This window comes from Mucilaginibacter sp. A3364, assembly GCF_059690715.1.
Map to the genome: position 1 here is coordinate 831,194 of NZ_JCAWED010000001.1, position 23,900 is coordinate 855,093.

The window sequence follows — 23,900 nt, forward strand, 5'->3', positions numbered from 1 at the left end:
AAGGGTGAGCGTAAAGGCCTTTGCCCACATGCTTCGAGTGCCTCAGCATGACACCCGTTGTTTAAAATCGTAAAGCGCTCCCCTGCACCGGGTAAATAAAATTCAAGCCCAATGTGTTCCCTGCCTTCAGCTGCGCTTTAATTTTGACTATACTGCTGTAAGGTGGCTTTAAATGCGTTACCACCACATTGAAATTTTTTAACGCCGATGTGCCCGTTAGCTTGCTTAAGTTAGCCATCTCGGTCATTAGCCATTTTGGCGTAAAGTGGCCGAAAAGTGTTTTGTCGGGCTGTTCGTTGGGGAACGATACCTCTATCATGATAGCTTTTAGGCGCTTGCTTTTAACAAGCGGGGCGATACTTTGCCAAAGCTTTTGCAGGTTTTGGCTTTTCTCAACTTCGTCAGGTCCGGTATCGCCAAAATATAAAATGTAATTACCCTTGTTGTTCACCAAAAAGGCAGTGCTTTGCAGGTTGCTGTGGGCAAGCGGGTAGGCTGTAACTTTTAACTCAGTGTTGAGGATGGTGATCTCTTCGCCTTCGGTTAGTGGCTGATAGGTATACTTTTTTAGCGCCGGCGCTTCGCCTTCATTGGCGAAATTGGCCCAGCTATCCCAGGCAAAATAACGGTTTTTAAAGGTCTCGATACATTTTGGGAAAGCATAGATAGGCTTGTTGCTGTCCTCGGGCGAATTGATGATCAATCCCGCCAGGTGATCTAAATGCGAGTGGGATATAAAATAAGCTTTGATATTGTCTTTAAGCACCTTTTCTGCCGAAACGGTGAACACTTTATTGGTGATGGCTTTTTCAATACCGTAATGCAGGGTGCCTGCATCTAAGCAGATATAATTTTTGCTGCCCGGTGGCGCTATCATATAAGCTGATAGGTTGCTTTCGTCAATGCCGCCTAATACGCCTAAAGGCACTACGGTAAAACTTTTGTTTTGCTGCGCAGATGCACGGTTAAGCTGCGCGGATAACAGTAGCAAAAGGAAGAGTTTGATGTACCGCATGGCTATTCGGTTTTCATTTTCTTTTTGGCCGATCCTTTTTCTTCGTAGTCACCACCTAACAGGTAACCCCAGGCTTTGGTGCTTTCCACACGGTCGAAAATTATTTTAAATATAGCTAGTACGGGGATAGATAGGAACATGCCCGATAGACCCCACATCATTTCGCCTACGATAATGCCTATAAAGGTGATGAGCGCGTTTAACCGAACCTTTGATCCTACGACAGTAGGCAACAGCAAATTTGAATCAACAGCGTGAATAATAACCACGCTTATACCTACGGCAACGGCATTATTGATTGGCCCGGTGGCAAATGTTATCACTACACTTAAAACTAAGGCCGTAAATATGCCCAGGTAGGGGATAATGTTAAACAAGCCGACGATAATACCCAGCAGGGCAGCATATTTGATGCCTATCATCCAAAACGCGGTACAAGCAACAGCTGCTACTATAACCATCTCAAATATTAACCCCAGTATGTATTGCCTTAGTATACGCTGAATGTTTTGTACAATATCGGCCACTACAGGTTCATTTTCATGCCCAAACGCGTGCACAATAAACTTGTATAACAAACGCCTGTAAAACAGCATGAAAAAGGTGAATATAAGTATGAATGTATAAAATAATAGTAACGATGATATGGCCCCAAAAGTAGTACCCAACACCGCCGTGCCCGACGACATGATCTTTTGCGTGGTATCATGCACATAGATCTTTTGCCGCTCCATGTTAATGTTGAACGATGACTGTATCCACTCGGAAACGCTGTTTAATGACTGAGTGATCTGGTTTTGCAGCAGCGGCCAGTCGTTTGCCAGTTTTGATATTTGCGAACCTACCAGATATAGCACGCCGCTAATAAAGCCCACCAATAACAATATAGATATAAACGAAGCGATACTGCGCGGCAGGCGCAGTTTTCGCTCCATAAAACTGCAAATGGGTAGCAGCAGTATGGCAAACAAAAAACCAAATAGTAGCGGGCTCAAAATTTCTTTACCCTGAATTACAAGGTAGCCCAATACCACAAGGCCTATCAGTATCAGCGCCAGGCGCTCGTAAAAAGGTGCTATCAGTTTTTTTGCTGTCATTTATACCGGGTGCTCAAATTTTGTTTAGGTAACGTAGCTATGGGTGTTATGTTTTACAGATATCAAATTGTGACCAGTTGTTGCAAAATGTGTTGAATATATTTATCCATAACCTTGCCCGGCTGCGTGCTAAAGGTATTGGTAGCGCGGTTGGCTAGTATAACATTGCATGATATGGCATTGTGGCCAAGGCTGGCAGCTAAGCCGTATATGCCCGCGGTTTCCATTTCAAGGTTGGTTATTCGCTTGTTTTCAAAGCTGAAGTTTTGGAGCAGGCCCATTAAAGCCGGCACGGTTGCAATAGCGCGAACCTGCCTGCCCTGCGCCGCGTAAAAACCCGGCGCCGTAACCGTTATGCCTTGTTGTTGCCCCGTAGCCAACAGGTTTAATAAACGCGCACTTCCTGAGGCAAAGTAGGGGTTAAAGTTTGCTGGCAGAAGCGTTTTAAAGGCGGCGAGCAATTGTTGATCGGCTTCGCTTATTGTTTGTTCATAATAGTGCATCAAGGGATCCAGGCCAATGGCAGCTTCTGAGAATAACAGGCTATCCACAGGAATATCATGTTGTACAGTTCCCGATGTGCCGATGCGGATGATATCAAGACTTTTAAGCGACGGATTAATAGTGCGGGTTTTAAAATCGATGTTTACTAAGGCATCCAGTTCGTTAAATACAATGTCAATATTATCGGTACCAATGCCGGTTGAAATGACAGTTAATCTTTTTTTTCCGATGAAGCCGGTATGGGTAATAAACTCGCGTTTACCCTTCTTCAATTCGATGGTATCAAAATAGCGGCTCACTTCGCTAACGCGATCGGGGTCGCCAACGGTTATCACCGTGTCGGCAACATCGCCGGGTAGCAGGTTTAAATGGTAAATGCTGCCATCAGCATTTAAAATCAAATCAGTTTCTGATATCCTGTTCATCCATGTAAAATTGGCAAATTATTTGTATCAATCTACATCATTTACTAAAAGAAAAACATCATGGCAAAGTATTCAGAAAAAGCAAGCGAGAAGGTTGAAGAAACCATGCACGAAATGAAAAAGGGTAAACTAAAATCGGGCAGCGGTAAAAAAGTCACCAGTAAAAAACAAGCCATAGCCATCGGCTTATCCGAAGCCAGAAAAGAGGGCGCAAAGGTGCCGAAGAAGAAGGATTAGTGTGCGCCGCTAAGGCGCACACATTAGTGTTTTAGTTGCAGTTCGGTAAGTTTTTTCTTTTCGCCGAAAAGCCTGTTAGCAACAATATTTATATAGGCATTAAGGGCCTGGGATAATACCATTAAAGCAGGCTCGATATATACCGGGTTGTTAAAGTAAACCCATTTTTTTGAAAGATATTCTTCCAGGTGTTTCTTTTGTTCAGGGGTGATGTATGGCGCTGCGTCGCTATCATCTAACAATGCCTGTAGCTTTGGCTTAAGTTCTTTTTCCTTGTCGTAGATATTCTCGATCGTAATTTCAATATCTGCAAATTTCATGGTTGTATAAACCGGGTTAACAACCGTGGTAAATTCCTGGTGATAACTGAAATGCGCTGTCGATTCCTCTTGTAGCTTAAAGAATGCGCTGTAAGCCGATTTGAGAGCTTCCGGATCTGGAGACTGGTGATAAAACATTTGAAATGCTTGTTTATCCAGCAATGCTAATTGTTCTTCGGCTTTCTTAAGTTCAGTTTCCAGTGTGGTTTTAATTTCGGCAGCATCAGCCTTTTTGTGGCGGGTCCCGTTATAATCAAAGCTTTTTACGTCCTTGCCGGTAATTATATAGTCAAGCAAACCGATATCGGTTTGCAGAACACTAATTTTGTTAGGTGTATTGCAATTGTCTGTTGAAAAAATATCGTTAAAATCAGCGCGTTGCCACTCCTGGGTGGCAGCCTCATCAATATCAAATGCAGTTATCAACCGGCCATTATAAAAACCTTTGTAAACGCTGTTCAACGAATTTTCTGAATTGAACTTGGTGTATTCACTATCAACCGTTTCTTTATCGGCTATGTTATAAGGTTCGGGCGTGTAGGCGTAAATAATATCGGTTAAGGCTACCTGTAACTTCTCCGCATCATCAAAAATAGACCATGCCGATAAATTAGTGAGCGGTGCTGTAAAGCTGATCTGTTTTAACTGATCTTCCCTATCGGCCATTGACGGATGCGACGCCCATTGGTTTTCGATGTTAATTTGGGTGTTATTTAAGGCTGCCAGCTTTTTATCTATCACAGGGATGCCTAAGTCATCGCAGACTAGCTGTTGTGTTTCGCCAAAAAACTTCATGGCGGCGAAGTGATACGGATAAATATTTTCGGGACGTTTCTTATCCTCAGCCAGTTTGTTTAAAAAAGAGAACAGCTCGGTATAACATAAATGCGAAAACTCGATCCTGCGTAAGCAACTAATGCTATGGTTTGATCCTGCAACGCATGCAGCCATCGAATCGGCATGAAATTCCATTTCGCGAGATAAACGCATGTAATCTTTATTTACGATGTTGTAAATAAAGAGCATCAGTTTCCTTACCTGTTTTACTAAAAATATGTTGACATAGATAGGGATACTCAATATGCCATGAATTTGTCCTACAGATCGTAATACGTTGTCATAGCCATCATTTTCATAAAGCATGTTATAAATAACGCGGTGCATGTTATGGCTGTAGATACCCACTTTCATACTACGTTGCGAAAAATGGCCAAATTCATGCGCCATAACCGCTTTAAACTCTGATAAATTGAGCGCGTTAACTAAGCCCAAACCTATTTGCAAATTCTTTTTTGCGGGGAAAAATATATTCCAGAATGATGAAGAATCATAAGAAACCGCTGCGTTAACATCGGCTGTAAGGAATATTCTTTTGGGGAAAGGGCATTCGGTTTCGCGTGTTAGCTCCCTTATAAATTGAAACACCCGGGGTTGTTCATCCTCCGTTATTTCTAACTTGTCCGAGTTGTCTACCACATTTCGTTTAAAAATAAACTTCACCAGGAAGTAACACAACATCACCGCCGATAGTACCATGCCTAAGCTCAACACCACCACCCAAAAATTGTGCACCGCGCTAACCAGTGCCATAGCACCTATGCCGACAATAAAAACCAGCCCTAAAGCCGCGCCCAAAATCAACAGGTAAATTAAAATAAACAGCAGCATAGATATGGCCACCTTGGCTACACTTTGTTTAAAAGTGTTAGATGGTTGTACAAAAGAGAGCTGCGCCCCATCGGGCATAGGTGGATAGTTTAGATCGATATTCATTGGTTTAGGTGCGTTGCGTACTATTCAACAGTATTAAAATCGTTTTTGATCCAGTTTTCCAATTTGCCGGTTTGGTCAAAACGGGCCAGGCGGTCAACGTTCTTGTCTTTAACATGATGGCTTTCGGCCCGGTACTTGGTAATAAGGGCACGTATACCGGCTATGTAGGCCTGGTTTACATCGTATTGGTTCCTGCTGTCCTTGTTTTGCAGGGCGTACTTTAAATAACCGCCCATGAAAATATTAAGAAGTTCGGGGTTCCTGTCGCTAATATTTAATAAGGTTTGCGAGTTAAGTACGAGGGTGATCGTCGGGCTTTCGGTAAGCCAGGTCATTAAAAAGGTATTGGCAACTTTGCGTTCTTCTTTGTTAGTATCCCAAGGAGTTTGTTCAAGCCAGTTAATGGTATTGATCACATCTTTTTCGTATTTCGTGAAATCGGCACCGGTTTTAAGCGTGTAATACGGAGGCACCGGGAAATTTTGCGCCCGGGCACCGGCACTTATGGCGAAGCAGAGAATACAGCATAGGAAAATGATCTTTTTCATACTTAAACTTACAAATAATTCTTAATTATCTGTGTGTAACAAAGGCGTCCATGATGTCCATCAACGGTATGGCATCTTCAATGGCGCAAGGGTTGTTTTGCTGTGCGCCCCTGAAATAATTTACCACCTGCTCAACCATAAAGTATGATACATGTTCGGGATGCTGAAAAGTATAGCTGTTATCGCCTTCGCTATTTTTAACATTCACGTCAAACCCAAAAAACGGAAAGCTGATACTGCCTTCGCTGCCTACTATCTCGCAGCTATCTACATTATTCTCGGGCGAGACATTAAATGTCCATGAGCCATTTACCACTACTTTGTTTTTAAATACAATGTGCCCGCTAACGTTATCATCAGCGGCTGTTGCGCCGTCCTGATTCAGGGCCGAGCCATTAAAGTACAATGGTTCGCCAAAATAAAACAACATCAGGTCGAGCTGATGAGGGGCAAGGTCATGGAAATAGCCTCCGCCCGACAGTTCGGGTTGTACGCGCCAGTTGTCGGCCAGGTGGGTTACCAGCTGCGGTTTGCGGGGTTGCCACATCTTTATTTGCACGGTACGTACATCGCCAATAGCGCCGTTGTTGATCTGGTCACGCACGTACTGAAACATAGGTAACGATCGGCGATAATGCGCAACAGACACCTTACCACTACTTTTTGCAGCCGCTTCGGCTATAATGCGGGCTTCGGCGGCGTTTAGGGTTACCGGTTTTTCAATATATACGTTTAGTCCCCGCTCAAGGGCTGCCACGGCGTAAGGTAAGTGCGAAGCGGGTGGCGTGGCAATATATACCGAGTTGATATCCGGGTTGTTTAATATTTTGTCAGCATCGTTATACCATTGTGGTACATTATGACGGCGGGCATAGTCGGCGGCCTTTTCGGCATCGCGGCGCATTACGGCTACTAAACTGCTGTGCGGAACTTTGTACATGGCAGGGCCGCTTTTCTTCTCGGTTACGTTGCCGCAACCAATTATGCCCCAGTTTATATCGGTCATTTTATGTAATTAGGTTTGAACGTAAAAATATAACTTTTTATACAACTTCGGCAACAACAAAAGTGCTGCCGCCAACAAAAACCAGGTCGGCCGTTTTGGCCGCGTTTTGGGCTGCTGCAAGGGCCGCTTTTACTGATGGATATACATCGCCCTGCAAACCGAAATCTGCTGCCTGCTGCTGCAGGTTTTCGGCATCCAGTCCGCGGGGGATATCGGGGCGGCAAAAGTAATAGGTGGCGGTTTTGGGCAGCATGGAAAGCACCTTGCTGCTGTCTTTGTCGTTCACTATGCCCATTACGAAATGCAGGTGATCATACTTTACCGCGGCTATGTTTTTCAGCACCTCAGCTATGCCATCAGGGTTGTGACCAGTGTCGCAGATGGTGAGGGGTTGGGGGCTTAATACTTCCCAGCGGCCATGTAAACCGGTTAAGGTTTTTACCTGGCGGAGGGCGGTTTTGATATGTTCATCAGTAATGGTGAAACCTTGGCGGCGTAATTCTTCTACAGCGGCTATGACGGTTTTTATGTTTTTGAGCTGATAGGTACCGGTAAGGTCGAGTTGGGTTTTGAGTGGCGGGTTTTGAGTTTTGAGTGGGCGAATGTCTATTTCTAACAAGTAATCTGCTCTTTCACTTTTAACCTCATACATGTCCGACGCAAAGCTGATCTCCGCACCAACCTCATTCGCTTTACTTTCAAATACCTCAGCCACCTCATCCTGCCGTTCGCCGATGATGGCGGGGATGCCTGCTTTGATGATACCAGCCTTTTCGCCGGCTATTTTGGGCAGCGTGTCGCCGAGGATATTCATATGGTCCCAGCCTATATTGGTAATAACGGACAATAACGGCGTGATCACATTGGTGGAATCCAGCCTGCCGCCCAGGCCGGTTTCGATGATGGCTATGTCTACCTTTTCTTTGGCGAAACTATCGAAGGCCAGGGCTACCGTCATTTCGAAAAATGAGGGTTGGATATCCTCGAAATCCCGCTTATGATCGGCCACAAAATCTATCACCATTTGCTGGCTGATCATCTGGCCGTTTACCCTCACGCGCTCACGGAAATCTTTAAGGTGAGGGGAGGTGTACAGACCGGTTTTATAGCCTGCCGTTTGTAATATGGCTGCCAGCATGTGCGAGGTTGAACCCTTGCCATTGGTGCCGGCTATGTGCACCGATTTAAACTGCTCCTGCGGCTGGCCGAGGCGCCTGCATAGTTCAAGAGTGTTACTCAGATCGGCTTTATAGGCGGTTATGCCAACGCGGGTGAAGACAGGGAGCTGAGAAAAAAGGTAATCTATCGTTTCTTGATAGTTCATGGTGGATGGCTATTGCTGCCGTAAATTTATGAACTAATGCTTTTTGTTCAAACTAAATTAATGCAAGTGTAGCGGTGTATGCGTAGCACGCTACGGTGCTACACCAGGTGTAGCGCGCTACAGGGTTCGTTGCCAGGTAATTATATTTTTTGGTGGCGGTGTTTTGTCAGTAGTAGTTGCTACACCCAGATCCGTTATTTATTCACATGTATTAGTTCTTGTCCCCGACTTCTGAAATTATTCCTTGTCGCTTTTAGAGGCCCTTCACCCACGTACCTTGTCGCTTGTTATCTTTTACAAACATAGGAGTAACCAAAAGGCCTATTCGGCCCGTAGGCTTCTTTGCCGCACAAGGCCTCTGCGCTGCAAAGCGGACAGAAGCACGGGCTGCATTATTTGCCCGCCTGCGCTGAGGCCTGACCCACATGGGCAAACAACGCTATGCCCTTCCGGCGCACAAGGCCGGCTTCTTCTGCCCGCTTTCGCCCGAAGCTTGGGGCCGAGGTTTCGTAAATCACCGGACATCGTCGTGCAAACAAGGATTAGTAAAATTATATCATCATGATAATCCGCCAATCCTACAAATCATGGTTTAAAGTAGAGCGGGGCAAGGTACGTGCGTGAAGGGCCTCTGCGTGTACTTGGCTACGTAGAGATTGCTTCGTTCCTCGCAATGACGCGCGATGGGGAAGTGGGTTAAGAAAATGAGATTATTGCGCTTTAAACACAAATACTACAGATCCTCTTTGAATCTCGGGAGCACTTTCTGAAGCATTTAACCGGGAATTTCTTACCGCTTCCTCGCATTTCCTGTACAAAGCGCCATCTACCAAGGTAGTGCCTCTGCCGCCAGCTGTTATGCGGGTTATGTTGCCGGATTTGTCGACTTCAATATCTACTACAATCTTGCCATTTTGAGGGCCACTATGATTCAATATTGGTCTGCTAACAAAGTTACGTTGCTCCATAGCCAGTGAGCTGCCGCCATTGCCTGAACCTGTACCGTTATAATTATTAGTAAGCGTACTACCCGTAGTTTTGCCTTGGTTGCCCGGTTTATTACCTGTACCATCACCCTCGCCTGATGCGCCGTTGGTTGGGCCTTTGTATAGGGCGTTTGAATTTACGGTTGGCTTTTTATCGGGTTTGGTAGGGGTTGTGGCTACCGTATTGGTCGGTTTTTTTGCGCTTGGGGTAACTTCGGGCGCGTCCTCGTTGTTTTGGGTCAATACGTCATCGCCGTCGTCGGTTTGGCTTTTTTGCTCGGTTGGTGGGGTAGGTGTAACCTTGTCGGGTTTGGTGTTGTTGGCGTTTTCGGCCATGGATGGTTCTTCTACGTTCATGTAGTCGTTACCCATGCCTTCGTCAACCGTACCGTAGTTAACCAATATACCGCCGGTGCCGTCCTCTTGCGGAGGTGGCGTATGAAACACTATAAAATAACACAAAAGCATTATAGCAGCCAGTATTACGCCGGTTGCCGCAAATGCTTTAGGATAGTTATTTTCTTCGTGGTGGTAATTCATTTCATTGGTTATTGAGTCATTGGTCATTAGTCATTGTCTTTTATGGTTTGACAAGCCTAATCACCAATTGACTAATCTCTAGTCACTATTTATTTCTGGTAGCTAAGGCCAGTTTAATGTTCAGCTGCTGGGCTATGTCAAGCACGTTCACCAGGTCTTTCACGGCTACGTTCTCGTCGCTGTGCAGCATAATGGTTAGGTCGGTAGCCAATGATTTGTAGCTCTCCAGGTTAGCTTTCAGGTCGGCTACTGGGATCTCTTTTTTATCGATGTAGTAGCGCAGATCTTTGGTTATAGATACGTTAATGGTTTTTTTAGATACCGCCTGCCCGCTTGATGCTTTGGGCAATATCAGTTTAATAACGTTTGGATTGGTAACCGTTGAAGCTATCAGGAAAAACAAAAGCAGGAAGAACATGATATCGTTCATTGCCGAAGTATGTACCTCAGCCGATGCACCTCTATGTCTTTTTCTCAGGTTCATTATTTGCTCGGCTCCTCTAACAGGTCAATAAATTCAATGGCGTCGGTCTCCAGCTTTAAGATCACTTTATCAACCATCATATTTAAAACGTGGTAGCATACATAAGCCACAACACCTACAAAAAGGCCCGCTGCCGATGTTACCATCTTTACGTATAAACCACCTGATATGGCGCCCATACTAATGTTATCGGTTTTAGAGATGTTGTAAAATATCTGGATAACACCCGCAATAGTACCCAGGAAACCAAACATGGGCGCAATACCGGCCACAATGCCCAATATGCCTATGTTTTTTTCCAGCTTTGATACTTCCAGCTTGCCAATGTTTTCAATAGCGCCTTCAATATCTTTTATCGGGCGACCGATACGCAGCAAACCTTTTTGCAACATACGGCCCAGCGGGGTGTTGCTGTTACGGCAAATAGCAATGGCCGAATCCAGGTTACCGGTTAATATGCTGGCGCGTACCTGCTGCATCAGGTTACTTTCGTCCTTAGCCGCTTTGCGGATGGTGAAATATCTTTCAAAAAATATAACTAAGCCTAAAACGGCCAAAATACCAATGGGCAGCATTATCCAGCCACCTTTAAGCAATAAGTCGCCAAAACGTAATTCTTCGGTTGGCAGGGCTACTTGCTGTGCGGCCTGTTGTGCTGTGTCTACAATTCTCTGTACGGTGTCTGCTTGCATTCCTTATTATGGTTGTTGTACTGGTGTTATTTTTTGCGGATAGGTATCCAGCGTTTTTAGTTTTTTCTCGTCTACTAATTTGGCAACGGCGCTTTCGGCTTCCCTAACGGTTTTGTAGGTGCCCGCGGTTAATTTAATACGCTGGCCCGGTGCGTCGGTCACTATTTTGGCATCAATGCCTTTTTTCTTAAATTCCTGTATCGCTTTGTTGGCGGCGCCAATATCTTTACAGCTTGCTATAATCACTTCATAACGGCTAGCGGTATCAACCGGTGTAGCAGCCAGGGTATCCTTTACAATACTATCAACGGCTGCTGTAGTATCTTTCTTTAACGTATCAACAGGGCTTATTAGTGTGGTGTCCTTATCAGTTGGTAAAGGCACTGTAACACCTTTATTATTCCAGAACTGTAATTTTTGGAATGTAGCAGGCGCGTAAGTTTTTAATGCAAATACACCTACAACCAATATTAACACAATGGCCGCTACTATAATAATAGTCCGCATAGGGCCGCGGCGCTCTTCTTCCTCGTATTCTTCGGTATTTAAAAACTCTTCGTCGTAACCGTACTGATTCTCGGTTTCGGTGCTGTTGGTTTCATGTTCGGCATCGGTACTGCCGGTTTCATATACCGCTTCATGTTCATATTCCGGTTCGGGTTCCGGCTTATTTTCAGACTCGGGTTCCGGTTTCGGGTAACGGGTTGGATAGATGAGGTCGGGACGGGTAATAACCGGTTTTTCGGGCTCAGGCTCGGGTGCAGCATCGGCTTTACCCATTTTAATGGCTTGATAACCGTAAAATATAGTATCGTCAATCAACTTATCCGCAGGGCGAAAAGTAAGCTGACCCTGATCGGTATAAAACCAACCCAGGTTGCCAATGCTAATTTCGCCAACCAGGGCTTGTTGTTTTAAGTTGGTGATGTATTTTTCGCAGAAATAACGGGCGGATGCCAGCGAAATGTTCTTTTTATCAGCTATATACTGGGCCAGCGCATCGTCGTCTATCGACTGTACGTCAAATTGTACCTGGTGATAAGGCGGGTAAAACTTACCATCCTGCTCATCATAATACCCGCTCATACGTGCCTGTACGAAGTAACCCAGTCCGGGTACACTCACTTCGCCAACCTGCATCAGCAGTTCGCCCAAATAAAAGCCTACATCCATGTGCTAAAAGTAACGGTTAAAATATTAACATCAAAAAGCTAGAAGCTATAGCTTGCTCCGCCAAAGATATTAAATCCGTAGTTAGAATAGTACAACCAGGTTTGATTTGAAGTGTTTAAAATATTATTAACCTGCCCAAACACTCCTAAGCGCTTATTGATCTTATATTGCACGCCGCCGCTTATATCGGTAAAGGTGGCTATAGTAGTTGGCTGACTGGTGTTAGGGTTTATCCTTGGGTCCTTGGCATCGCCACGTATCAATAACGAACCGTTAATGGTCACTTTATCATTGATATGCACCGCGGTACCGGCTGTCAGTTTAAATTTAGGCAGGTTCCAGGCTTGCGCCGCGGTAGCCATTTTATAATCAATAAACTCAACGCGACCGAACAGGTTCACGTCGTCAGAAGTTTTGTAATCCAACTCGCCGGTGAAACCGCTTATGCGCGCATCGCCATCATCATACAAAACATTAAACTTATTATAGCCTGTCGTGAAGTTAAAGTTGCTTACAAACAGCGGCATGTTTTTAACCGTATTGCGATAGATGCTTGCTTTAAAGCCCAGGCCCGGTGCTAAGGTACCTTTTACGCCGGCGGCGATGTCCAGCTTATCAACCGAGTTACGGATCTCCAGGTTTTCGCCCAGGAACGGGTTAACCTCGCTCCAGTCTTTTAACGATGTTTTGTTTACATCGCCTTTGGCTTCAACAAAAATACGCACGTATTTAGGTATTACCTGGAACTCGGCTTTAGCCGCCGGGAAGATGAATACGCGTGATGAAAAGCCAAACTCGGCAGCTATGTTAATACCCGCGTCAATTTTATAATTAAGGCCCTGAAATTTGATGTAAGGGTTTGCACGGGCGATGTTGTTGCTGATAGAATAAGCCACATCTTTCTGCGTGCTCATATCTAACGACGCACCTAAACCTGCATAAAACTGTTTGATGGTTTGGTTAAGGAAACCCGATACAACGATATTGCTCTCTTTACCGCTAAAGCCGTTTGAAAAAGTATAACCTTTAATTTTGGCAGCATAAGTAAAGTCGTTCTCTACATCGCGGTATTTTTTAGCTATTTCGCCTTCGGCACCTAAAACATTAAACTGCTGTTTAGCAGGATTGGCAATAACTGTTGTAGGGTCAAGCGGGTTAAAGCCATAGAAATAATTGCTGCGGTTGCTAAAATCAATACGGCCGGTCAGCGTAAAATCATCCATAATGCTTTTGCCCGATACACCTATCTCATTCTTCATGGCGTTTTGTTTGTAGATAGTGCCTTGCTGGCCCAGGTGCCTTACATAGCCGGCTACCTGCAAAGCCTCATCGCGGCCATTACCAAAATAACCTTCGGCGAAGGTAGTTTTCAGGTTGCCAACACCCGCGCGTACCCAATTGTTTAGTGGGATAGAATCACGTTCTAACGGCATTTTCATGGCTTCCAGCTGGCGGATCTCGGAGTTACGCTCCAGGCGTTTATCAACAGGCGCGTAGGTTAGGGGCGCTTTAAAAGGCGCTTTATCTTCCAGATCGGGGTTGCGGCGAATTTTTACCGCATCGGCCAATACCGGTTTGTAAGCTGTAGTTACTACAATCTCTTCGGATAAACTGCCGCCGTTTTGACCGTTAGCACCTGCGCCGCCTTTACCTGTGGTATCTTTAGGCGCCACTTTAGCAGCGGCATCGCCCAGGTTTTGGGCATCGGCTTTTTTTACAGGCGTAGCTGGTTTGGTAACCGGTTTTTTCTGCGCCACAGCCGGAACAAAGTATAATGCTATGATTAGGGTAAGCAGCGTACTGGTGTATCTTAATTTCATTTTGCTCGTCTCTATATATCTGTATCCTTTGTTTCTCACTTAGTTTTTCTGGGTGGTATCCTGTAAGGCCTGGGTAGGAGCCGGCTTGGTTACTTTCCCCGTTAACCTGTCCAGTTTTTGCTGGGCAGTTGGCAACACATCGTCCTTGCCTTTGTAGTTTTCTAAAACACTTTGCAGCGTTGCTTTGGCCTGGAAGGTATCTTTTAAACCTATGTAGTTATCAGCCAAAAGTATAAAGGCTTTGGCCACCCAGTAATCATAGTTTGGCATTTCTTTAGCCAGGTCAAAACAGGTTTTTTGCGATGTTTTATACTGTTTGTTGTTATGCTGAATAACAGCCAGGTTATATTTAGCTTCGGCTGCCGCGATGGTTTTGGTGTTGGCTACCGTGTAATCCAGTTCCTTAACCGCGGCGGTAGTATCGCCCAGTTTCAAGTGAGCTAAACCGGCGTACAAGCCTGTTTTAAACTTGTCTTCCTGCGCGGTTTTCTCGTTCTCGCGCACCAGTTTTACATACTTCAGCACATCATCAGCCATTTGCATTTGCGAGTAGCATAGCAGCAGGTTGTTTATGGCGAAAGTATAGTCGGCTTTATATTCTGAGGTGATCTCCAGTTTTTTCAGGAAAGGGATAGCATCGTTATATTTCTTTTGCGAGATATATAATTTAGCCATGCTGATCAATGATTGCTCGGTATAGGCGCTGGTCCAGTCGTTCAGTATGTAGTTGTAATCAATTACCGCCTCGTCAGTTCTGCCTAAATTAACGAAAGACTGCGCGCGGATAAAACGTGCCTGCTTATCATAAATAGGCTTGGTTGGGAACTTATCGTAATAAGCATTAACGGCTGATGCTGCGCCCTGCCATTCGCCACGCAGGTACAGGTTGTTGGCGGCGGTTATCATCAGGCTTTCCTGCTGCGATGTGGTGTAGTTACCAATTGGCGTGCTGCCTGCGTAGCTGATGAAAGTATTCGCGTCACCCTTATCGGTGTAGATCTTTTCTATCTGTTTCAGAGCCTGTTTAGCTTCGTCGGATGATTGGTAATCCTTAATAACCGCTTTGAACGATTCGATGGCCAGATCGTCATTGTTGGCGGTGTAGTCAATAAAACCAATGGTCATCAGCGCGCGCGGGATATAGCTGCTGCGCGGATATTTCTGGATCATGGCCTGTAAGCCTGTTTTAGCGGTAGGGCCATCGTTTTTCAGGAAGTAGGTGTAAGCGATCTCAAAATCGGCATCATCCGCGTAATCTGAATTAGGGAATTTGGCCAGCACATCCTGCAAAGTGCTGATCTTGGTATCCAGTGAGCCTTGCAAACCCTGGATCATGCCACGTTGAAACAGCGCGTAATCCTCGCCATGGATGTGCATGTCAATAATGCGGTTGTAGTATTGCAGGGCCTGTCCGTAGCTTTTTAGTACGAAGTAGCTGTCGCCTATACGGGTGATGGCATCATTAACGCTGTTTTTATCTTTCTCGCCACCCTCTATAAAACGCTCGAAGTAGGTAGCGGCTTTTTTGTATTTCTCGTCGTAGAAAGCAGCGTAAGCTAATGCGTAGTTAGCATAGTTGGCCACGTTGGTTTCTTTGGCTTCCGGCATATCCAAAAACTTCTCAAAGTTATCAACCGATTCGCCGTATTTGCGCACTTCGTACATGGCTTCGGCCATCCAGTAGGTGGTGAGGGCTTTAATGTTCAGATCAACCGGGTTTTTCAACGATCGCAGGAAAACGCCGATAGCATTCTCGAACGCGCGCTCGTTATAAAACTCTAAACCGCGATAGTAAGTAACTTTTTGATAAGCGATCTTGGCGCTTTGGGTTTTGTTGGGGATGGGCTCTAACACTTCTAACGCTTCTTTATAATTGCGCGAGTTTAATAACACCTCGCCCAAAAGCACTTTAACCTCGGTAAGGCGGGCGGCAGGTGCGCTTGGGTAGTTTTTTAAGTATAAGCGGGTAGCTTCCAAACCGGCCTGGTAAAAATCAAGCTCGTAAGATAGTTTGGCGTATTGGAATAAGCCGTCTTCCTGCAATTGTTTATCGAAGCTTAAGCGAGAGGCTACCATGAAGGCATTGCGGGCGCTTTGCTTGTTGTTCATTTTCAGGAAAACCTCGCCTAAGGTATAGCTACCGTATTGGCTGTACGAGTCGGTTTGGTCAACCAGTTTTTCCAGTTCCATAGCGGCTTTGGCGTAGTTGCCTACTTTGTAGTAGGCGTAACCCATTTGGTAGCTATCCTGCGTGTTTTGGGTTTTACCATTGTCGCGGGCTTCAAAGCGGTCGTAATATTTTACAGCGTTATCGTAATCTTTTTTAGCGAAGTAAGAGGCGCCGATGATCCGCAGCATCTCGGTTTCGTTTTGCTGCTTGGTGCTGTTAAGTATAGGGATGGCATAGCTTAAAACATCATCATAACGCTTATCTAAAAAGTAAACAGCAGTAATGTAGTACGGGTAGCTGCTGATGTATTTTTTAGAGTTTTTTAGCCTTTCGAAGTTTACTAATGATAGCTGATAGTCTTTATTCAAATAAGCTATGTAAGCGAAATAATAAACAGCATCATCCGTATACGGCGATTTTTTATTCTTAACCTCGGCAAACTGCAACTGGGCATTCTTCATATCGCCGGTAGCGAAGTAAGCATAACCCTTGCGGAATTTATATTCGGTATTCTCGCGACCGTTCAATTCGCCGGCAGTGATTTTATCAAACCAGTAAAGGGTTTCTTTATACTTCTCGCGTTTGGAGTATGATTTGCCTATCTGGAAAAAGGCCAGCTTGGTTAGCGGGTTCTCCGGGTGCTCTTTGATAAATTTTAGGAAAAGGCTCTCGGCATCGTCATTCTCCAGTTCAAGTGCGCAAAGGGCTATATAATATTCTGAGTTTTCTTTCAGCAAGCTAACCTCGGTTTCAAACTTGGGCTGGTTGGTGGTTTTAAGCCTCGAGTTGTGTACCAGGCGAAACTGCTCGGCGGCGGCTACGTATTTGCCTTTGTCAAGCAGGTCGGCGGCGGTGTGGTAGGTGCGGTAAATATCAAACGATGGGCTTTGTTGTGCGTACAGGCCCAAGGCCAAAATGGATAAGAACAGCGAGAGGTAGAATTTTATTTTGATCATAAAACGCGTGCAATGATGATGCTAAATTAGCTAATCGCAAAAATGCAATTCACATTAGTAATTAACAAATGTGAATATCACGTTGTTAACGCCCCTATAAGGGTAGTTGTTATGGGTGTGGAAAACTTTTGAACTTAATCAACAGTAATTGAAGCCGAAACAGCTTCGCGACAGCAAAACACTAAGCAGCAAGCTGGCGCTGTATACAGTTTAATAATGCCGAAATATCAAAAGGTTTGGCAATGAAATCGTCGGGGTTGCCGTTTTGTTTGAAGCCATCTTTTACCACGTGGCTGGCAGATAGTAATATCACCGGAATTTTGCTGGTTTCTAACCTGGTTTTAATGTCGCGGCAAAGCTCACGGCCATCCATATTACCCAGCATAATATCCAATATAATAAGATCGGGGTTGGTTTCTTTTATCTTATCGAAAAGGTATTGGCCATCTTCAAGTGTATCTACTTCGTAGCCGGAATCTTCTAAAACGTATTGTAGTATTTCAAGGATGTCTTTGTCGTCATCAACCGCTAATATCCGTTGCATCTTGTATGTTATATAAAAACTGTATATCTTCCTAAATAAAAATGGTATAGGGTTTCATTGTCGTAACAACAATTCCTATACCATTTTGCCGCTAAAGGGCTAATTATTAAATATTAATTAGAATTATACAGTAAATATTTTTTTGCGAAAGCTGATATTGATCATATTACTCGCCTTATACTGTACTTATAACGCATCAATATCCAAATAGTTGGGTCAGATCCGGTTTTACCAGGTCGCCGTATTTTTTCAGATCTTCCTCGCTCACGCGCTTGTCCGAAGCTACCACGCAGTAAGTGAATGGTTTGTTCTGCAGGTTAGCGTTATGGAAGGCTTTTACGGTAGCCAGGTTCATTTTATTCAAACCTTCGTAGGTTGATTTACGGATATCATAGTTAATGCCTTTACGCTGCGCGCTCAGGTAAGTAAACAGGATATCGTCCTGGGTAATACGCTCGGTTTCTATCGACTTGCGGATGTTCACCTTAGCAGTTGCCATTGTTTTCTCCGACTCAGGCATTGTGTTTAACAGATCGTTCATGCCTTTAACAGCTTCCTTCAGCTTATCGGCCTGGGTGCCTATGTAGGATACGAACAGGTCACGCTCGTCCTTTTTGCCCGGGGTAACATACTGCCCGAAAGCCGAATAAGCCAAAGCCTTTGATTCGCGCAGATCCTGGTAAAGCACACAAGTAAAGCCACCGGCGCCAAAGTAGTTGTTAAATAATTCAATTTCGCCGGTTTTAGCCGGGCTGTACACATCTTCATTGCGTACCCAGTATAACTCGGCTTGTACCATATCGTAGTTAGCAAACAACACGCGGTTTTTGTCGGTGTTTATTTTTACGAATTTGGTTAGCGGCGGGTAAGCGGTAAAGCTTGCCGGGGTTTTGTGCAGCTTTGTTAATTCGGCAGCGGCAAGTGCGGCGGTTTTAGGGCCGTAATAAACCTCAATATGTTTATAGTTATTTAGCTCGTGCAATACTTTTACCAGGTCCTCGGCTTTTAAAGCGTCAATTTCCTCGTTGGTTAGGCCGTAGTTGAAAGGATTTACCGAACCATACTGCGCATAAGCCAGCAAGCCCTGCATAATGGCGCCTTTGTTGATCTTGTAGTTCTCTCTTGATTTTTTCAAGCGGGCTTTCAGGCCGGCCAAAGCTTCCTCATCAGGTTTGCAATTGGCAACGAGTTCTTCGTAAAGTTTTACAGTAGCTGCAAAGTTTTCCTGCAAACCGCTTATAGATACGGTTGTGATATCGTTGCCTGCGCTAATACTGTATGATGATGCCAGTTTGTAGAAAGCTTTGCTATAATCTTCGGATGTTTTGGTGCCGGTACCTAAAAACTGCAGGTATTGCGCGGCAATAGGCAACAGTTTATTATTCCAGTTACCCATATCAAAACGATAGTATAATCTGAACAGGTTGTTGTCTTTATTCTGTACAGACATCAGGTCGATATTGCCTGACTTAGCACGCTGAATATCTTTATTAAAATCAACCCAAACCGGTTTAATATCGGTCATCGGCATGTCGTTCAGTTTCTCCAAATAGGCTGATTGCATGCCGGGGTTCAACTCAACAGGCGTAATAGGTGGTTTTTCAACCTTAACAATGTTTTTGTCTTCGCCCTGGTGTTTATAGATGATGACGTAGTTGTTAGTGTTCAAATATTTATTGGCGAAATCAACAATCTGTTGTTTGGTGATCTTTGAATACTCGTTAACCAGGCCCGATTGTACTTTCCAATCCACCCCGCTGGTAAAGGCGCTCATCAGGTTGTTGGCACGGTCAACGTAGCTTTCGTTTTCCTGTATAATGCGTTTTTTTTCGTTGTTGACGATAGCCGGGATCAGGTCGGCGCTAAAATCGCCGCTTCTTAGTTTGGCCAGTTCGGCCAGCATCAGGTCGCGCACTTCATCAAGCGTTTGGCCTTTAATAGCATTGCCGCGTGCTAGTAACACGCTATAATCTTTCAAAGCATAGCTACCTGCGCTGGCGCTCAGTAATTTTTGTTTTTTAACCAGGTCAAGGTCAAATAAACCGGCTTTACCGTTGGTTAATATCGAGCTCATTACGTCCAATAAACGTGCATCGCGGGTTGATGCGCCCGGGAAACGGAAGGCCAGTGTAACGTTCTCAGCATTCGGACCATAAATATCACGTTTTACAGGGCTGGTTATCGGCGTTTCAGGCTCAAATTTATAAGCAGGCACCGGCTTATTTTTAAGGTAAGCAAATGCTGTCGCGATTTTTTTGATCATCACATCCGGGTTAAAATCGCCCGAAAAAATAATGCCCATATTGTTTGGCACATAATACGCGTAGTAGTAATTGCGTATGGCGTTTAACGATGGATTTTTCAAATGCTCTACCGTACCAATGGTGGTTTGTTTACCGTAGTTATTGTTAGGGAACAGTGCGGCAAACATAGCTTCGTTCACTTTGCGGCCGTCGTCATCCAATGTGCGGTTTTTCTCCTCATACACGGCTTCCAACTCGGTGTGGAATATACGCATGATAGGGTTGCGGAAACGCTCGGCCTGCAGGGTTAAAAACCTGTCTACAGCGTTGCTTGGGATATCTTCGGTGTAAACGGTTTGCTCGAAAGAGGTAAAGGCGTTACTATTTTGGCCACCCATGGCGGTCATCATTTTATCGTACTCGTTACCTATCGAAAACTTAGCGGCTTCGCCCGATGTTTTGTCTATCTCTTTGTAGATCTCTTTACGCTTAGCCTCGTCGGTAGTTGAGTTATACTGCTCGTAAAGGGCATCTATTTTATCCAGTAAAGGTTTTTCTTTAGCCCAGTTGTTTGATCCGTATTTATCGGTACCCTTAAACATCATGTGCTCCAGGTAGTGGGCAAGGCCTGTATGGTCGGCCGGGTCGGTTTTGCTGCCCGCTTTAACCGCTATAAAAGTTTGTATACGCGGTTGTTTTTTGGTAGGGCTTAATATTACGGTCAGGCCATTCTTCAGCGTGTAAAAACGCGAGTGGGTAGGGTCGCCGGTAACATATTTGTAAGTGTATCCGCCCGCTGTTGCCGTTTTCCAGGCGTTGGGCGCTTGCGCGATTAGGTTGGTTGTTGCAGACAGTAGTAGAATGCCTGCTAAAAACATTTTTTTCATGTTAATGGATTTGACGACTAAATGTATTCAAAATCCATCATAAATAAAAAAGCCGGTATAAATTTATACCGGCCTGTATGATGTTTGATAAACAATTAATATTCGTTATCGTCAAATTTGCTTTTATCGCGATAGCCACCACTGTTGCCACCGCCACTGTTCCTGTCGCGATAACCACCGCCACCACCACTGTTGCCTCTGTCGCCACCGCCGTAACTGCCGCCACCGCTGTTTCTATCACGGAAACCGCCGCCACCACTATTACCTCTGTCGCCGCCGCCGTAACCGCCGCCGCCGTTACCACCTCGGTAACCGCCGCCGCCACTACCACCGCGGTAGCCACCGCCACCACCGCTGCCACCACGGAAACCACCGCCACCACCACTGGTGCGTTCTTTTTCCTTGGCCTGGCTTACTGCTATCTCTTTATCCAGGTAGGTTTTTCCGTCCAGGCTGTCAATAGCTGTTTGGGCTTCGTCATCATTAGGCATTTCAACAAAAGCGTAGCATTTACTCCGACCGGTTTCACGGTCCATGATCAGGTTAACAGATGCGATATCGCCAAATGGGGCAAACAGCTCTGTGATCTCAGCTTCCTTGTATTGGTAAGGTAGCTTGGCGACAAAAATTTTCATTAATTTTTAAGTATAGTTAAGTTAAAACAATTATAAGCATTAATAATTAACAAACAGCGTGTTGCAAAAAATATAACATACTTTTTGCAAAGCGGGTTTATCGCTTAAAATAAGACAACATGAAGTATGTTTTTATTGTTTTAAAAAATGGATGGAAAAAGGATTTATTTTTCGGTAACTAGTTAATAAGCTTATTTACCTTTTCAACCAGCTCGGTTAAATCAAAAGGTTTGTTAATTACGGCATCACAGCCATAATTGGTTAGCTCGTCATCGTGGTTAATATAGGCTGAGAAAAGTATCACCGGCACATCCTTAAAATCAGGGTGCGCTTTTAGCTGACGGCATAGCTCGCCGCCATTTGTTCCCGCTACGCGGAAATCAAGTATCACCAGGTCTGGCGTAAAATCTTTCATTAAAGGCATTACTTCTGCGCCTTCCGATGTGCTTTTTACGTCAAACTTTTCATACGATAATGTTTCATGAACAATCTCGAGTATGTCCTGGTTGTCGTCTAAAATTAAAATACGTTTTGACATTTTTTGAAATTAACGTATTCGCGAAAAAATTATAATACTCGATGCAGGTTAATGCTTTTAGGGTGTATTGGTTTGGGCTAAATACTTTTTTCCGAATTGACGCTTCAAAAGTAGACTATATATTTCACATAAAACGTTATTGTGTAATATATGGCGATTATTTATTGCAGTTTGTAATTGTTTTTAATAAAAATATTGTCAAACATTAAAAAGTTTCGCCCAAATTAATGCTCCAGGACGAGTAATTGGCGCTTCGGCCATAGTCAATGCTGATGTTAGTGTCTGATCGTTTATTGAATTTAACGCGCAGGCCCGCGCCACCCGCCGGGGTAAATGTTTTAAAACTATGGCTGTTAGGTTGCGATGCCGAATTGATGTTGGCAAATACCACGAATCCAAGCAGCCCGTTATCGGTCAAATCGCGGCGGTATTCGGTTTCAAAATAAAGCATGCTTTCGCCACGGTAGCGGCTTTGCTCAATACCACGGCCCGAACGCTGGTCGGGATCCATACCTATAGAAGGTAGATTTAAATAAGGGGCACGTGGCGTTAATGTTGTCCAGTAAAAGGCCCAAAAAGCCAGCATATTTTTCTTCGGCCCCGCCGTACCTAACGAATGATACTTACGCACATCCAGGTATAGCGAACGCCAGTTATCAATACTTCCCCAGCTTTTGGTATTTAAGCGATAGATAACATTGCCATACCAGCCCGGCAGCGGATTGGTGGAGTTATTGCGGCTATCATACAGTAAATTTACGCTTGGGCCCGATGAGAAGGAGTTTTTACCGGCCTCGGTACCATACTCGTAATTGGTGAATTTACGCAGGGTGGTGCGCATGCCGTCGTCGGTTTCCATGTTAAAATAGTAATCCAGGTTGTAGCCAATACCCGCGTACAGGTATGAGGTGATGCGCTTAACCACGCTCTGGTAAAACCGAACATATTTATAATCAACCAAAAACTTCTGATCATTAGGCTGCCCGCCGCCCAGGCCCCAGGTGTATTGCGGGTAAACCAGCAAACGGGTATCGCCCTGTATATTAAAGGTGTTATTTTTTAGCCAGATGTTTGAGCGGATGGGTAAACCATATCGCCCCCGAAAATTTAAATAAGGCGTAAAGTTTACGCTTGACAGGTTGGTGGTAGCTTTATCGCCTAAATAAAAACCCGCCGTGGTTGATGTGATAGATAAAGCACCGTTAGAGGTACCATTGGTTGAAAAGGGAAGGATAGAGAAGTAGATCTTCTTTTTACCGGTATCTGCAGACGGGCGTGGTTTGATGTTTATCACCGAGCCCAATACGTCTATCAGGTCGGTTTTGTTAATCGTATCGGGCGTAAGCTCGGTGGTTCCCTTATCAATACTTTGGGCAAAGCTAGTCGCGTTAGCAAAACACAAAAACAGAATCAGCAAAAACTTACGCATTAAAACCCCTTTGCACAATTGTGAGTAGTACTTTTAAGTATAGCAAGAATATGCAAAAAAACACTAAACATTGCTATGCGCAGGTAAAAAAAGACGAGATACAACCTTGGGCTTGTGCCGTCGGCGTATCTCGTCTTTATCATCTACCTGTAGGTTAAACAGGCCTGTACATCCTTAAAGCGGGGACTTTAAAGAAAGCCTGTTTAGTTTTTTGGTTTTTTATAAACCCAGGCATTAGGGTAGTGCCCGTGTTTTTTATAATATGCTTCGCGATAAGCGGCACGTTCTCTTTTTTCGCGGGCTTTACGGGTTTCATTACCAATAACGTAACCGCCGCCTGCGCCAATGGCACCGCCAATTAAGGCACCGCCCACATTTTTGCCGGCAATACCGCCTATAACCGCACCGGTAGCGCCACCAATAATGGCACCTTTACCTTGGTCGCTTATCTTTTTTTCCTGAGCTTGTGCTGTGTTACCTGCTGTAAATAACAACGAGGTAATGATTCCGGTATATACAATTAACTTTTTCATAGTAGTATTTTGATGTTATAA

The 23,900-nt window shown here is 44.6% G+C and carries 20 protein-coding genes; 1 reads left to right on the forward strand and 19 read right to left on the reverse strand.

Going from position 1 to position 23,900, the window contains the following annotated elements; translation table 11 throughout:
• Positions 1-61: 61 nt before the first annotated feature.
• From AC59JT_RS03580 to AC59JT_RS03590, 3 genes are all read right to left on the reverse strand, one after another.
• Positions 62-1,015 (reverse strand): MBL fold metallo-hydrolase, encoded by a 954-nt coding sequence (locus tag AC59JT_RS03580; RefSeq protein WP_497396207.1) that lies wholly within the window; start codon positions 1,013-1,015, stop codon positions 62-64.
• Between the two features lie 2 nt (positions 1,016-1,017).
• Complete coding sequence (locus AC59JT_RS03585; RefSeq protein ID WP_497396209.1) at positions 1,018-2,112, reverse strand: AI-2E family transporter; 1,095 nt, start codon at positions 2,110-2,112, stop codon at positions 1,018-1,020.
• Positions 2,113-2,174: 62 nt separating this feature from the next.
• Entirely contained in the window at positions 2,175-3,041 is an 867-nt protein-coding gene (locus AC59JT_RS03590) for a nucleoside phosphorylase (RefSeq protein ID WP_497396211.1), read from the reverse strand.
• Positions 3,042-3,101: 60 nt separating this feature from the next.
• Here AC59JT_RS03590 and AC59JT_RS03595 point away from each other — a divergent pair, with 60 nt between their 5' ends.
• Positions 3,102-3,278 carry a DUF6496 domain-containing protein gene (locus AC59JT_RS03595; RefSeq protein ID WP_497396213.1) on the forward strand — a complete coding sequence of 59 codons (177 nt, stop codon included), beginning with the start codon at positions 3,102-3,104 and terminating at the stop codon, positions 3,276-3,278.
• A 23-nt stretch (positions 3,279-3,301) separates the two neighbouring features.
• On the opposite strand, the gene AC59JT_RS03600 is transcribed toward AC59JT_RS03595, so the two are convergent.
• The 16 genes from AC59JT_RS03600 to AC59JT_RS03675 all read right to left on the reverse strand — a co-directional run bounded on the left by AC59JT_RS03600 (position 3,302) and on the right by AC59JT_RS03675 (position 23,879).
• A complete protein-coding gene (locus AC59JT_RS03600; RefSeq protein WP_497396215.1) occupies positions 3,302-5,371 on the reverse strand; it encodes a M48 family metallopeptidase in 2,070 nt (689 codons plus the stop codon).
• Between the two features lie 20 nt (positions 5,372-5,391).
• Positions 5,392-5,919, reverse strand: coding sequence for a hypothetical protein (locus AC59JT_RS03605; RefSeq protein WP_497396217.1), 528 nt, complete (start codon positions 5,917-5,919; stop codon positions 5,392-5,394).
• A 25-nt stretch (positions 5,920-5,944) separates the two neighbouring features.
• Positions 5,945-6,925, reverse strand: a complete 981-nt coding sequence (locus tag AC59JT_RS03610; protein WP_497396219.1) for a Gfo/Idh/MocA family protein — start codon at positions 6,923-6,925, stop codon at positions 5,945-5,947.
• Positions 6,926-6,962: 37 nt separating this feature from the next.
• Positions 6,963-8,249, reverse strand: coding sequence for a bifunctional folylpolyglutamate synthase/dihydrofolate synthase (locus AC59JT_RS03615; protein WP_497396221.1), 1,287 nt, complete (start codon positions 8,247-8,249; stop codon positions 6,963-6,965).
• Positions 8,250-8,959: 710 nt separating this feature from the next.
• Positions 8,960-9,775: an energy transducer TonB gene (locus AC59JT_RS03620; RefSeq protein WP_497396223.1), complete on the reverse strand. Its 816-nt coding sequence runs from the start codon at positions 9,773-9,775 to the stop codon at positions 8,960-8,962.
• Positions 9,776-9,860: 85 nt separating this feature from the next.
• On the reverse strand, positions 9,861-10,259 hold the full coding sequence (locus AC59JT_RS03625) for an ExbD/TolR family protein (RefSeq protein WP_497396225.1): 399 nt from the start codon (positions 10,257-10,259) through the stop codon (positions 9,861-9,863).
• Positions 10,259-10,951, reverse strand: coding sequence for a MotA/TolQ/ExbB proton channel family protein (locus AC59JT_RS03630; protein WP_497396227.1), 693 nt, complete (start codon positions 10,949-10,951; stop codon positions 10,259-10,261). Before AC59JT_RS03630 ends, AC59JT_RS03625 begins: the two co-directional genes overlap by 1 nt.
• Positions 10,952-10,957: 6 nt before the next feature.
• Positions 10,958-12,124, reverse strand: a complete 1,167-nt coding sequence (locus AC59JT_RS03635; RefSeq protein ID WP_497396229.1) for an HU domain-containing protein — start codon at positions 12,122-12,124, stop codon at positions 10,958-10,960.
• 38 nt (positions 12,125-12,162) lie between these two features.
• Positions 12,163-13,944, reverse strand: a complete 1,782-nt coding sequence (locus tag AC59JT_RS03640) for a TonB-dependent receptor (RefSeq protein WP_497396231.1) — start codon at positions 13,942-13,944, stop codon at positions 12,163-12,165.
• A 39-nt stretch (positions 13,945-13,983) separates the two neighbouring features.
• On the reverse strand, positions 13,984-17,070 hold the full coding sequence (locus AC59JT_RS03645; RefSeq protein WP_497396233.1) for a tetratricopeptide repeat protein: 3,087 nt from the start codon (positions 17,068-17,070) through the stop codon (positions 13,984-13,986).
• A gap of 181 nt (positions 17,071-17,251) precedes the next feature.
• Entirely contained in the window at positions 17,252-17,614 is a 363-nt protein-coding gene (locus AC59JT_RS03650) for a response regulator transcription factor (RefSeq protein ID WP_497396234.1), read from the reverse strand.
• A gap of 196 nt (positions 17,615-17,810) precedes the next feature.
• A complete protein-coding gene (locus AC59JT_RS03655; RefSeq protein WP_497396236.1) occupies positions 17,811-20,744 on the reverse strand; it encodes a M16 family metallopeptidase in 2,934 nt (977 codons plus the stop codon).
• Positions 20,745-20,839: 95 nt separating this feature from the next.
• Positions 20,840-21,379, reverse strand: a complete 540-nt coding sequence (locus AC59JT_RS03660) for an RNA recognition motif domain-containing protein (RefSeq protein ID WP_497396238.1) — start codon at positions 21,377-21,379, stop codon at positions 20,840-20,842.
• A gap of 178 nt (positions 21,380-21,557) precedes the next feature.
• Complete coding sequence (locus AC59JT_RS03665) at positions 21,558-21,917, reverse strand: response regulator (protein WP_497396240.1); 360 nt, start codon at positions 21,915-21,917, stop codon at positions 21,558-21,560.
• A 205-nt stretch (positions 21,918-22,122) separates the two neighbouring features.
• Complete coding sequence (locus tag AC59JT_RS03670; protein ID WP_497396242.1) at positions 22,123-23,346, reverse strand: BamA/TamA family outer membrane protein; 1,224 nt, start codon at positions 23,344-23,346, stop codon at positions 22,123-22,125.
• A 203-nt stretch (positions 23,347-23,549) separates the two neighbouring features.
• Positions 23,550-23,879 (reverse strand): YMGG-like glycine zipper-containing protein, encoded by a 330-nt coding sequence (locus tag AC59JT_RS03675; RefSeq protein WP_497396244.1) that lies wholly within the window; start codon positions 23,877-23,879, stop codon positions 23,550-23,552.
• Between the last annotated feature and the right edge of the window lie 21 nt (positions 23,880-23,900).

Coding starts and splice junctions, on each gene's coding strand:
- AC59JT_RS03580 (WP_497396207.1), bottom strand. CDS start 1,015: ATGCGGTACATCAAACTCTTCCTTTTGCTACTGTTATCCGCGCAGCTT.
- AC59JT_RS03605 (WP_497396217.1), bottom strand. CDS start 5,919: ATGAAAAAGATCATTTTCCTATGCTGTATTCTCTGCTTCGCCATAAGT.
- AC59JT_RS03675 (WP_497396244.1), bottom strand. CDS start 23,879: ATGAAAAAGTTAATTGTATATACCGGAATCATTACCTCGTTGTTATTT.
- AC59JT_RS03625 (WP_497396225.1), bottom strand. CDS start 10,259: ATGAACCTGAGAAAAAGACATAGAGGTGCATCGGCTGAGGTACATACT.
- AC59JT_RS03650 (WP_497396234.1), bottom strand. CDS start 17,614: ATGCAACGGATATTAGCGGTTGATGACGACAAAGACATCCTTGAAATA.
- AC59JT_RS03640 (WP_497396231.1), bottom strand. CDS start 13,944: ATGAAATTAAGATACACCAGTACGCTGCTTACCCTAATCATAGCATTA.
- AC59JT_RS03660 (WP_497396238.1), bottom strand. CDS start 21,379: ATGAAAATTTTTGTCGCCAAGCTACCTTACCAATACAAGGAAGCTGAG.
- AC59JT_RS03630 (WP_497396227.1), bottom strand. CDS start 10,951: ATGCAAGCAGACACCGTACAGAGAATTGTAGACACAGCACAACAGGCC.
- AC59JT_RS03585 (WP_497396209.1), bottom strand. CDS start 2,112: ATGACAGCAAAAAAACTGATAGCACCTTTTTACGAGCGCCTGGCGCTG.
- AC59JT_RS03590 (WP_497396211.1), bottom strand. CDS start 3,041: ATGAACAGGATATCAGAAACTGATTTGATTTTAAATGCTGATGGCAGC.
- AC59JT_RS03665 (WP_497396240.1), bottom strand. CDS start 21,917: ATGTCAAAACGTATTTTAATTTTAGACGACAACCAGGACATACTCGAG.
- AC59JT_RS03595 (WP_497396213.1), top strand. CDS start 3,102: ATGGCAAAGTATTCAGAAAAAGCAAGCGAGAAGGTTGAAGAAACCATG.
- AC59JT_RS03600 (WP_497396215.1), bottom strand. CDS start 5,371: ATGAATATCGATCTAAACTATCCACCTATGCCCGATGGGGCGCAGCTC.
- AC59JT_RS03615 (WP_497396221.1), bottom strand. CDS start 8,249: ATGAACTATCAAGAAACGATAGATTACCTTTTTTCTCAGCTCCCTGTC.
- AC59JT_RS03635 (WP_497396229.1), bottom strand. CDS start 12,124: ATGGATGTAGGCTTTTATTTGGGCGAACTGCTGATGCAGGTTGGCGAA.
- AC59JT_RS03645 (WP_497396233.1), bottom strand. CDS start 17,070: ATGATCAAAATAAAATTCTACCTCTCGCTGTTCTTATCCATTTTGGCC.
- AC59JT_RS03670 (WP_497396242.1), bottom strand. CDS start 23,346: ATGCGTAAGTTTTTGCTGATTCTGTTTTTGTGTTTTGCTAACGCGACT.
- AC59JT_RS03620 (WP_497396223.1), bottom strand. CDS start 9,775: ATGAATTACCACCACGAAGAAAATAACTATCCTAAAGCATTTGCGGCA.
- AC59JT_RS03610 (WP_497396219.1), bottom strand. CDS start 6,925: ATGACCGATATAAACTGGGGCATAATTGGTTGCGGCAACGTAACCGAG.
- AC59JT_RS03655 (WP_497396236.1), bottom strand. CDS start 20,744: ATGAAAAAAATGTTTTTAGCAGGCATTCTACTACTGTCTGCAACAACC.